Origin of the sequence: Streptomyces viridochromogenes DSM 40736, from assembly GCF_000158955.1 — a bacterium.
Taxonomy (GTDB): Bacteria; Actinomycetota; Actinomycetes; order Streptomycetales; family Streptomycetaceae; genus Streptomyces; species Streptomyces venetus.
Map to the genome: position 1 here is coordinate 4,145,131 of NZ_GG657757.1, position 9,989 is coordinate 4,155,119.

The following is a 9,989-nucleotide window of genomic DNA, read 5'->3' on the forward strand; positions in this document are numbered from 1 at the left end:
GGGCGTACGCGGCATGAGTCTCGGTGACGAGCACGAGGCCTCCGGCGGCTACGGCGGCACGGGCCAGACCCGCACCCGCCTGCCCGACACCGGAACCGACCCCTACGGCAGCACCCGCCGCGGCCGCTCGTCGTCCCGCAGCCTGGTCACCGTGGTCGGCGTGGTGGTCCTCCTCATCGCAGCCATCGCCTTCGCGAACCGCGGCGACGACACCACCGAGACCAGCGACTCAGGCACCAACAAGCCGGACACAGCGGCCACGGCGCCCTCCGGCAAACGCCCCGTCCAGACCAAGTCGGGCGGCGGCATCCCGTCGGGCTTCGCACAGGACCAGGAGGGGGCGGAGAGCGCGGCGGCGAACTACGCGGTGGTGCTGGTCTCGGCCGACATCCTCAAGCCCGCCCGGCGCCCCGAGATGCTCCGCCAGGTGTTCGACGCCGGCAGAGTCTCCGAGTTGGAGAGAAACTTCGACCGGGTGTACGACAAGGCGTTCCTGGACAAGGTCGGCCTGGACCAGAACGGCGACGCCCCGAAGGGCAGCACGTACGTCTCCCGCACCATGCCGGTCGGTACCAAGGCCACCGAGTACTCCGGCAACGCCGCCACCGTCGAGGTCTGGTGCACGGGCGTGTACGGGATGACGGGGGACAGCTCGGAGAACCCGGTCACCAGCGACTGGTTCACCATGACCCTCCAGCTGCGCTGGACCGACGGCGACTGGAAGGTCGACAGCTTCTCCCAGAAGGAAGGCCCCGCGCCGGTCAACGGCGACAACAAGGTGTCGACGTCGGACGACATCACCAAGGCCGTCCAGGAGTTCGGAGGGTTCACATATGCCCGGTAGCCCGCGCCGCGCAGTCAAACTCGCCGCGACCCTGACAGCCGTACAGACCACCGTCGTCCTGCTCGCCACCCGGGCGGCCGCCGCCCCCACCCCGTCGCCCACACCCAGCGACGACAACTGTTCCCTGCTCTCGGGCAGGGCCAGGGAAATCTGCGAGGGCGACACCGGCAGCGTCGGCGGAGGCGGTGGGGGCGGCACCTCCCGTCTCGACCCCACCTCCACCCTCGACCCCCTCTCCTCCCTAGCCAAGGGCTGCGCCGACGCAGCCTCCTGGACCGTCGACAAGCTCAGCGACGCCGTGAAGGAGACCGCCAACGTCGACTTCACCAACCCCAAGTTCCTCCAGCAGTACGCCGTCGTCTTCGCCGCCTCGACGATCCTCACGCTCCTGCTCTGGCTCCTGGCCGTCGCCAAGCGGGCGGTCCGCGGCGTCCCCCTCACCACCGCCCTGTCCGAAGCCATCGGCTTCCTCTGGCTGACCGTCCTGGCCTCCGCCTTCACCCCGCTGATCCTCTACACCGTCGTATCCGCCACGGACGGCGTCACCGAGGTCCTCGCCAAAGCCACCGGCGACCAGACCGACGCCTTCTTCGGCACCTTCTCCGAGGCCCTCAAGAAGGGCGAGGACATCGGCGGCGGCCCGATCATGCTGATCGTCGTCTCCCTGGTCAGCATCCTCGCCGCCGGCGTCCTCTGGCTGGAGCTCGTCATCCGGGCGGCGCTCCTCTACGTCGGCGCCCTCCTCGGCACCGTCGTCTACGCCGGCCTCGTCGACAAGAACCTCTGGGGCCACGTCCGCCGCTGGGCCGGCATCATGATCGCGGTCATCCTCATCAAGCCGGTCATCGTGATCGTCCTCGGCCTCGCCGGCGCGCTCTCCACCGGCGACGGCCCCGACGCCTTCTCCGCCGTCGTCTCCGGCCTCGCCATCATCCTGCTCGCCATCTTCGCCAGCGCGATGATCTACCGCTTCGTCCCCGGCTTCGGCGACGAGATCGCCGGCTCCCGCAACAACCGCCTCATGCAGGGCGCCGAGAGCAAGGCCGCCGCGGTCATCAGCTCCCCCGCGAGCCTGGTCGCGCAGGGCATCAAGACCCACAGCTCCCGCGCGGACAACAACAGCGGCTCAGGCAGCCAGTCCTCCGCCCCACGCCCCAGCAACCCCGCCTCCGGCGGAGTCGCCGCGCACGGCACGCGCACCTCGAACGGCGGCGGATCCGTCCCCTCCGCCGCACCCGCACCCCGTTCGAGCAGCCCCGTCAACACTCCCCACGCCAGCAGCACCCGCAACAGCAGTACCAATCGCACGGGAGGTGAAGGGCGTTGACGACCGAGTCCCACGTGTCCCATCCGGTCACGCCCCGCCGTACATATCTGATCGGCCGCGCCCGGCCGAACGCGATCATCGGCCGCAACCGCGAGACCGGAGAGATCGCCCTGATCGTCGTGGGCGCGTTCCTCGGCATGATGTCCGGTCTCCTCGTCCCGGTGCTGCCCCTGCGCATCGTGCTGCTCGCCGGGTTCCCGATGCTGGCGCTGGCCGCCGTGTACGTGCCGTACAAGCACCGCACCTTCTACAAGTGGTTCGAGATCAACCGCAGCTTCAAGCGCACCGTCAAGCAGGGCGCCACCTACCGCTCCACCGCCGTCGAGGCCGGCACCCGGCTCGACGGCCGTGAGGTGGAGATCGGCCCGCCCCCGGGCATCGGCCGCATCACCTGGCTGTCCGCCCCCTTCGGACCGGACGAGATCGCCGTGCTCCTGCACGCCGACCGCAAGACCGTCACCGCCGCCATCGAGATCGAGGGCCCCGGCGTCGGCCTGCGCGACAGCGAGGACCAGGAAGCCCTCGTCGACCGCTTCGGCACCCTGCTCAAGCACGTGGCCAACGGCGACGGCTTCGTCACCCGCCTCCAGATGCTCGCCCGCACCCTCCCCGCCGACCCGGACGCCCACGCCAAGGACGTCTCCGTACGCGGCGACGACAAGGCACCCCCGTGGCTGCAGCAGTCCTACGACCAGCTCCAGTCGATGGTGTCCACCAGCAGCGAGCAGCACCGCGCCTACCTCGTCGCCTGCATGCACTACACGCGCGAACTCGCCGCGGAGGCGGGCGCCATGGCCCGCGCCGCCCGCGCCCACGGCAGCAAGGTCGACCGGGACGCCGGACTCGCCGTCGTCATGGCCCGCGAGCTCACCGACATCTGCTCGCGCCTCCAGGAGGCCGACATCCGGGTACGACAGCCGCTCGGCCAGGGACGGCTGTCCTCGCTGGTCCACTCCATGTACGACCCGGACCACCCGATCGACCACATCCAGGCGATGACGAAACGCAACGCCTGGCCGGCCGAGCTCGACGCCATGGAGCCCACCTACCTCCAGGCCAAGACCCGCGAGTCCTCCACCCGCGCCCCCTGGTGCCACGCCACCGCCTGGGTGAAGGAGTGGCCGATGACCCCCGTCGGCGTCAACTTCCTCGCCCCGCTCCTCGTCCACACCCCGGACGTCATCCGCACGGTCGCCGTCACCATGGACCTCGAACCCACCGAGGTCGCCATCGAGCGCATGCTCACCGAGAAGACCAACGACGAGGCCGAGGCGTCCCGCGCCGCCAAGATGAACCGCACCGTCGACCCGCGCGACGCGGCCGCGAACTCCCGGCTCGACCAGCGCGGCGAGGACCTCGCCAGCGGTGCCGCCGGCGTCAACCTCGTCGGCTACATCACGGTCTCCTCCCGCTCCCCCGACGCCCTCGCCCGCGACAAGCGGACGATCAGGGCCTCGGCCGGCAAGTCGTACCTCAAGCTGGAGTGGTGCGACCGCGAGCACCACCGCGCCTTCGTGAACACCCTTCCCTTCGCCACCGGCATTCGGAGGTAGGACCAGATGCGGGACCCGCTGTCCGTCCTCACCGACGCCTTCACCTCCTTCCTCTTCGGGAAGGTCGAGACGACCAGGCTCCCGGTGCGCACGTCCACGGGCCAGGCCCAGGCGGTGTACCTGCCGACCGCCGCCCCGGGCCTCGGCGACTCCGGCGTCATCATCGGCCGCGAGGTGTACTCCGGAAAGGGCTACATCTACGACCCCTTCCAGCTGTACGGCCAGCAGCTCCCCGCCCCCCACTGGCTGGTCCTCGGCGAGTCCGGCAACGGCAAGTCGGCGCTGGAGAAGACGTACGTCCTGCGCCAGCTCCGCTTCCGCGACCGCCAGGTCGTCGTCCTGGACGCCCAGGGCGAGGACGGCGTCGGCGAGTGGAACCTCATCGCCGAGGAGCTGGGGATAACTCCCATCCGCCTGGACCCGACGGCGGCCCTGGACATGGGGATCCGCCTCAACCCGCTCGACCCCGCGATCACCACCACGGGCCAGCTGGCGCTGCTCCGCACGATCATCGAGGTCGCCATGGGCCACGGCCTGGACGAGCGCTCCGGCTTCGCCCTGAAGGTCGCGCACGCCTACGTCAACGAGACCATCGTCGACCGCCAGCCGGTCCTCACCGACATCGTCGAGCAGCTGCGCCACCCCGAACCCGAGTCGGCCGAGGCGATGAACGTCGCCATAGACGACGTACGGGCCTGGGGCCTGGACGTGGCACTGGTCCTGGACCGCCTCGTCGACGGTGACCTGCGCGGCATGTTCGACGGCCCCACCACGGTCGGCATCGACCTGGACGCCCCGCTCATCGTCTTCGACCTGTCCCACATCGACCGCAACTCCATCGCCATGCCCATCCTCATGGCGATCGTCGGCGTGTGGCTGGAGCACACCTGGATCCGCCCCGACCGGAAGAAGCGCATCTTCCTGGTCGAGGAGGCCTGGCACATCATCAACAGCCCCTTCGTCGCCCAGCTCTTCCAGCGCCTGCTGAAGTTCGGCCGACGCCTGGGACTGTCCTTCGTGGCGGTCGTCCACCACCTCTCCGACGTCGTCGACGGCGCGGCGGCGAAGGAGGCCGCGGCGATCCTGAAGATGGCCTCGACGAGGACGATCTACGCCCAGAAAGCGGATGAGGCACGCGCGACCGGCCGTGTCCTCGGCCTGCCCCGCTGGGCGGTCGAAATCATCCCGACGCTCACCCCCGGCATCGCCGTATGGGATGTCAACGGCAACGTCCAGGTCGTCAAACACCTGGTCACGGAGACCGAACGCCCACTGGTCTTCACCGACCGCGCGATGACCGAGTCCTCCACCGACCTGAACGACGACGCCCTGCGCGCCGCCGAACTCGAGGCGGAGGAACGAGCGGCGGCCTTCGTGGAGCACCACCTGGGCGACTCCGAATCGACGGTGGCGTAGGGGAGAACGCGTGAGACCGGACGACCGTCGCCCCCAGCGCGACCACCAGAGAGGCATCCCCGACGGCCTGCTGGTCGGCGTACTCGCGTTCCTCCTCGGCATGACCCTGATGGTGTGGACGGCCACCGGCCTCGCCGCCTGGTTCGCCCACGGCGCCTGGCCGTCCGGCGTCACCTTCGCGCGCACGCCCCTCGCCATGCGCGGCCTCATCGCGAGCCCCCACGACATCCCCGGCGCCTGGCCGGACACACTCCCCGGCGAACTCTCCGGCTACGGCCTGTTCTGGGGCCTGTTCATCGGCCAGCTGATGATCCTGGTCGTCCTGACGGTGTTCGTGATGGGCACACTGGCCCGCTGGAAGGCGGTCCGGGCGAGGCGCCGGGAGGAGCGGATCCTGGCGGCGGAGAAACGGCCGGCGCCAACGGCCCGGGCCGCGCACGAGGTTCCGGGGCCGGCACGGCACGAGGTACCGGCACCGGCGCAGCACGAGGTACGGGCACCGGCGCAGCACGAGGTACCGGCGCCGACGCAGCACGAGGCACCGGTACAAGCGCCCGTGTCTCCGGTGGCGCAGCACGAGGTCCCGACGCCCCGACGCTCGCCCTCCGACCCCACGAGCCCCCTGGACCCGACGGCGAGCCCGGCCGGTTTCCCCCACCCGGCGGCAGACCCCGCCCACCCCCCGCACCCGGGAACCACCACCACACCCCCGCCAACGGCCCCCGCGACCCCGGCATCTCTGTTCGCCCAGGAACGGGTGGGCGGGTGGGAAAAGGTCCTCGTAGCCCCGAGGGAAACCCGCCACACCACCGCGACCCAGGCGGTACGCGACGCGGAAGGCCCCGCCCTCGTCGTCACCTCGAACCCAGCCCTCTGGCACGACACGAAAGACGCCAGAGCCAAACTGGGCCCCACCCTCCTCTTCGACCCCACCCACCTCTGCGACACCCCGTCCCGCCTGCACTGGTCCCCCACAGCCGGCTGCGAGGACAAGGACACAGCACGGGCAAGGGCCACCGCCGTCCTCGCCCCCGTCCGCCCCACCGCCAAACTCGACCAGGCCCTCGGCGACACGGCCGAGACACTCCTGCGGAGCTACCTGCACGCCGCCGCCATCGACGGCCGCACCATCCGCCACGTCCACCGCTGGGCCCAGGGCACCCAGATCCAGGACGCCGTACGCACCCTCCGTACGAACCCCAAGGCCGCCCCCGGCGCGGCCGGCGAACTCGAGGGCGCCCTCACCGCTCACCCCGAACGCCGCGACATGGCCCAGCAGCTGACGACCCGTGCCCTCGCGGCCCTCTCCACGGTCAACATCCGCGAGGCCTGCACTCCCAACCGAACTGATGCCCTCACCTTGGATTCCTTCGTCCACGAAGGGGGCACGCTTTATGTCGTGGGGGAGTCCATCGAGGACCCCAGGACCAATCCGGGCGCGATGCCCCTCCTGACGGCCCTCGTCTCCAGCGTGGTCGAGCGTGGCCGGCGCATGGCCGAACGGTCATCCTCCGGTCGCCTCGACCCACCACTGACGCTCGTCCTCGACGACGTCGCGGCCGTGGCCCCGCTCCCCCAGCTCCCGCAACTCCTGGCCACGGGAGCGGACCGGGGCATGCCGACCCTGGCCCTGCTCCGGTCCCGCGAACAGGGCCGAGCCCGCTGGCCGCACGACGAGCTGCCCGCCTAGGACCCGTCGCCCGCCCGCCCCGTCACTCCCGCTCGAGCACGAACTCCAGCTCCCGCTCCCCCGACTCCCCGAGCGGCACGGTCACCCCACTGGGCACGAACCCCACCCGGCGATAGAACCGCTGGGCCCGCCCGTTCTCCTCGTGCACGATGAGCCGCACCCGCTCGAGACCCTGCCCCCACGACCACTCCAGAGCCGCGTCGAACAGCACCTCGGTCAGCCCGCTCCCGCGCTCCTCGGGCCGTACGAACACGCCGACCAGGTGCCCCTGCTTCCGCTCCACCGGAAACCCGGCCCAGTCCGTCGTCCCGGGCTCCTCCACGAGCACCGTCAGCGTCCCGACCCACTGCCCGTCCGGCCCCTCGGCGATGATCTGCTGCCTCGCGTCCATCCCTTCGGCGGCACCGGCCGTCCGCTCCTGCCAGAAGGAGTCCGGCTGAGTCACGGCCTCCTCGTACGTCTCCAGGAAGGCCAGGTGCGCCACCGGGTCCCGCAGCGCCGCGAGCCGCAGCTCTTTCGCCGCGGCCCACTCATCTGCACGGACGGACCGGATCACATAGCTCATGCGGGCCACGGTAGTACCCGGGTACGACGCCCCTCACCCCGATTACCGCCACCGGTCCGACGCCCGCGGCCCCCGCACGCACGAGCATCGAAGCATGCTGACGGCACACGAACTCACCCAACGCCTCGGCGGCCGGACGCTGCACCCAGCACGATGGACCCCGTGACGGAAGCCAGGGCACCGGAGCCCCTCACCGAGTACGCCCACCGCCTCACGAGCCGCGTACGCGCCTTCGACCGACGCCACCCGCTGCTGTGGGACCTGCAGTTCGCCGGCTTCTGGGTGACGGCCGCCCTGATCGACTACGCCGGCGGCGGCTGGCGGCACAACGCCCACAACCTGGATGTCCCCGGCTGGCTCCTGCTCACCCTGAGCCTCGGCCTCTCGGTCCCCCTGCTCCGGCGGCGCACCCACCCCGCGGCCGTCCTCGCCGCCATGGCGCCCTTCGCCCTCGTCAACGCGTGGACCGGCGCCGCCCTCCAGGCATCCCTGCTCCAGCTGGTCCCCGTCTACCACCTCGCCCTGCGCCGCCCACTGCGCAACCTGTGGTGGGCGACGGCCCTGGTGATCGCCCCGGTCCTCGTGTCGATCACCCGCCACGGGGAGGGCACCTGGGACCAGCAGATCGGCTCGCAGCTCATGTCCGTCACCGTGGCCGTCCTCATCGGCGTGACGGTCCGCACCCGCCGCAACTACACCGAGGCCCTGGAGGACCGCGCCCGCCGCCTGGAGATCGAACGCGACCAGCAGGCCCAGCTCGCGACCGCCGCGGAACGCGCCCGCATCGCCCGCGAGATGCACGACATCATCGGTCACAACCTCTCCGTCATCACAGGCCTCGCCGACGGCGGCAGGTACGCGGCCGGCAAGTCCCCGGAACGCGCCGCCCAGGCCCTCGACGCCATCGCCACCACCAGCCGCCAGGCGCTCACGGAACTCCGCCGCCTCCTGGACGTCATGCGGGAGGAGGAGCAGGACCAGGCCGCGCGGTCCCCCCAGCCCGGCCTCACCGACCTCGGCCCCCTCCTCGACGGTGTGCGCTCCGCCGGCCTCCCCGTCCACACCACCGTCCACGGCACCCCCACCCTTTCCCCGGGCCGCCAGCTCGCCGTCTACCGCGTCGTCCAGGAAGCCCTCACCAACACCCTCAAACACGGCGGCCCGGACGCCACCGCGGAGATAGAGCTGTCCTACGAGGACAAGGGGGCCGTCACCGCGACGATCACGGACACCGGCAGTGGCAGCCGCCCCGAGGGAACGGCCCGAGGCGGTCGTGGACTCCCCGGAATGCGCGAGCGAACCGCCCTGTACGGCGGCACACTTGAGGCCGGCGCCCGCCCGCACCCGGAGCAGGGCTGGTGTGTCCGCCTACACCTCCCGGAGGAAAACCCGCAGTGACCACGGTCCTGATCGCCGACGACCAGCCCCTGCAGCGCTTCGGTTCCCGCATGCTCCTCGAGAGTCAGGACGACATGACGGTCGTGGGCGAGGCGGCGAACGGCAGTGAAGCGGTCCGGTTGGCGGCGGAGCTCCACCCCGACGTCGTCCTCATGGACATCCGCATGCCCGGCCTGGACGGCATCGAGGCGACGCGCCGCATCACCGCGGCCGGTGACCGCACCCGCATCCTGATCGTCACGACCTTCGACCTGGACGAGTACGCCTACGCCGGCCTCCGGGCGGGCGCCTCCGGCTTCCTCGTGAAGGACGCCCAGCCGGAGGAACTCCTCTCCGGCATCCGCGCGGTGGCCACCGGCGACGCGGTCGTCGCCCCCAGCCTGACCCGCCGGCTCCTCGACGCCTACGTCCACCACCTGCCGACCGACTCGGCCGCGGAAACCCCGCCCCAGGAGGACCCGCGCCTCGCTTCCCTCACCGACCGGGAACGCGAGATCCTCACCGTCATCGGCAGGGGCTGGACGAACACGGAGATAGCCACACGTTTTCACCTGGCCGAGTCGACGGTGAAGACCCACGTGGGCCGCATCCTGGCCAAGACCGGTTCCCGCGACCGCATTCAGGCGGTCATCCTGGCGTACGACACGAAACTGGTGGAGCCGACGTAGAACGCAGAAAACCCCCGCACCGTAAGGTGCGGGGGTTTTCCCAATAATTGTTCGGCGGCGTCCTACTCTCCCACAGGGTCCCCCCTGCAGTACCATCGGCGCTGTAAGGCTTAGCTTCCGGGTTCGGAATGTAACCGGGCGTTTCCCCTACGCTATAACCACCGAAACACTATGAAACTGTTCAGCCGCACCACGCGTGGCAGCGTGGGGCCGTTCGTGGTTTCAGAACCAACACAGTGGACGCGAGCAACTGAGGACAAGCCCTCGGCCTATTAGTACCGGTCAACTCCACACGTTACCGTGCTTCCATATCCGGCCTATCAACCCAGTCGTCTACTGGGAGCCTTACCCTCTCAAGGAGGTGGGAATACTCATCTCGAAGCAGGCTTCCCGCTTAGATGCTTTCAGCGGTTATCCCTCCCGAACGTAGCCAACCAGCCATGCCCTTGGCAGAACAACTGGCACACCAGAGGTTCGTCCGTCCCGGTCCTCTCGTACTAGGGACAGCCCTTTCTCAAATATTCCTAC

8 protein-coding genes, 1 rRNA gene and 1 other annotated feature are annotated in these 9,989 nt (G+C 70.4%); of the genes, 7 read left to right on the forward strand and 2 right to left on the reverse strand.

From position 1 onward, the window contains the following. The first annotated feature begins 13 nt into the window (after nt 1-13). From SSQG_RS18195 to SSQG_RS18215, 5 genes are read left to right on the forward strand one after another with little or no spacing between them, the layout of a single operon-like run. Nucleotides 14-844, forward strand: coding sequence for a hypothetical protein (locus tag SSQG_RS18195; RefSeq protein WP_003991276.1), 831 nt, complete (start codon nt 14-16; stop codon nt 842-844). Beyond that, nucleotides 834-2,171, forward strand: a complete 1,338-nt coding sequence (locus SSQG_RS18200) for a membrane protein (RefSeq protein ID WP_039933034.1) — start codon at nt 834-836, stop codon at nt 2,169-2,171. The genes SSQG_RS18195 and SSQG_RS18200 overlap by 11 nt, the downstream gene beginning before the upstream one ends. Then, a complete protein-coding gene (locus SSQG_RS18205; protein ID WP_003991278.1) occupies nt 2,168-3,724 on the forward strand; it encodes an SCO6880 family protein in 1,557 nt (518 codons plus the stop codon). Before SSQG_RS18200 ends, SSQG_RS18205 begins: the two co-directional genes overlap by 4 nt. A gap of 6 nt (nt 3,725-3,730) precedes the next feature. Beyond that, a complete protein-coding gene (locus SSQG_RS18210) occupies nt 3,731-5,140 on the forward strand; it encodes an ATP-binding protein (protein ID WP_003991279.1) in 1,410 nt (469 codons plus the stop codon). 10 nt (nt 5,141-5,150) lie between these two features. Continuing rightward, a complete protein-coding gene (locus tag SSQG_RS18215) occupies nt 5,151-6,830 on the forward strand; it encodes a type IV secretory system conjugative DNA transfer family protein (RefSeq protein WP_039933035.1) in 1,680 nt (559 codons plus the stop codon). A gap of 22 nt (nt 6,831-6,852) precedes the next feature. On the opposite strand, the gene SSQG_RS18220 is transcribed toward SSQG_RS18215, so the two are convergent. After that, nucleotides 6,853-7,395, reverse strand: a complete 543-nt coding sequence (locus SSQG_RS18220; RefSeq protein WP_003991281.1) for a GNAT family N-acetyltransferase — start codon at nt 7,393-7,395, stop codon at nt 6,853-6,855. Between the two features lie 153 nt (nt 7,396-7,548). Between SSQG_RS18220 and SSQG_RS18225 the strand changes: the two genes are divergently transcribed. Together SSQG_RS18225 and SSQG_RS18230 are read left to right on the forward strand one after the other, a co-directional pair. After that, nucleotides 7,549-8,793 (forward strand): sensor histidine kinase, encoded by a 1,245-nt coding sequence (locus tag SSQG_RS18225; RefSeq protein WP_003991282.1) that lies wholly within the window; start codon nt 7,549-7,551, stop codon nt 8,791-8,793. Then, nucleotides 8,790-9,461, forward strand: a complete 672-nt coding sequence (locus SSQG_RS18230; RefSeq protein WP_003991283.1) for a response regulator — start codon at nt 8,790-8,792, stop codon at nt 9,459-9,461. The genes SSQG_RS18225 and SSQG_RS18230 overlap by 4 nt, the downstream gene beginning before the upstream one ends. Nucleotides 9,462-9,510: 49 nt before the next feature. Here the strand turns inward: SSQG_RS18230 and rrf are convergent. After that, nucleotides 9,511-9,627: ribosomal RNA gene (gene rrf, locus SSQG_RS18235) — 5S ribosomal RNA — on the reverse strand. A 98-nt stretch (nt 9,628-9,725) separates the two neighbouring features. Beyond that, nucleotides 9,726-9,989 (reverse strand) — a sequence feature (23S ribosomal RNA rRNA prediction is too short).

What these genes read in the sequence shown, in the direction of transcription:
- SSQG_RS18195 (WP_003991276.1), top strand. Translation starts at nt 14, where the DNA reads ATGAGTCTCGGTGACGAGCACGAGGCCTCCGGCGGCTACGGCGGCACG.
- SSQG_RS18200 (WP_039933034.1), top strand. Translation starts at nt 834, where the DNA reads ATGCCCGGTAGCCCGCGCCGCGCAGTCAAACTCGCCGCGACCCTGACA.
- SSQG_RS18210 (WP_003991279.1), top strand. Translation starts at nt 3,731, where the DNA reads ATGCGGGACCCGCTGTCCGTCCTCACCGACGCCTTCACCTCCTTCCTC.
- SSQG_RS18220 (WP_003991281.1), bottom strand. Translation starts at nt 7,395, where the DNA reads ATGAGCTATGTGATCCGGTCCGTCCGTGCAGATGAGTGGGCCGCGGCG.
- SSQG_RS18225 (WP_003991282.1), top strand. Translation starts at nt 7,549, where the DNA reads ATGGACCCCGTGACGGAAGCCAGGGCACCGGAGCCCCTCACCGAGTAC.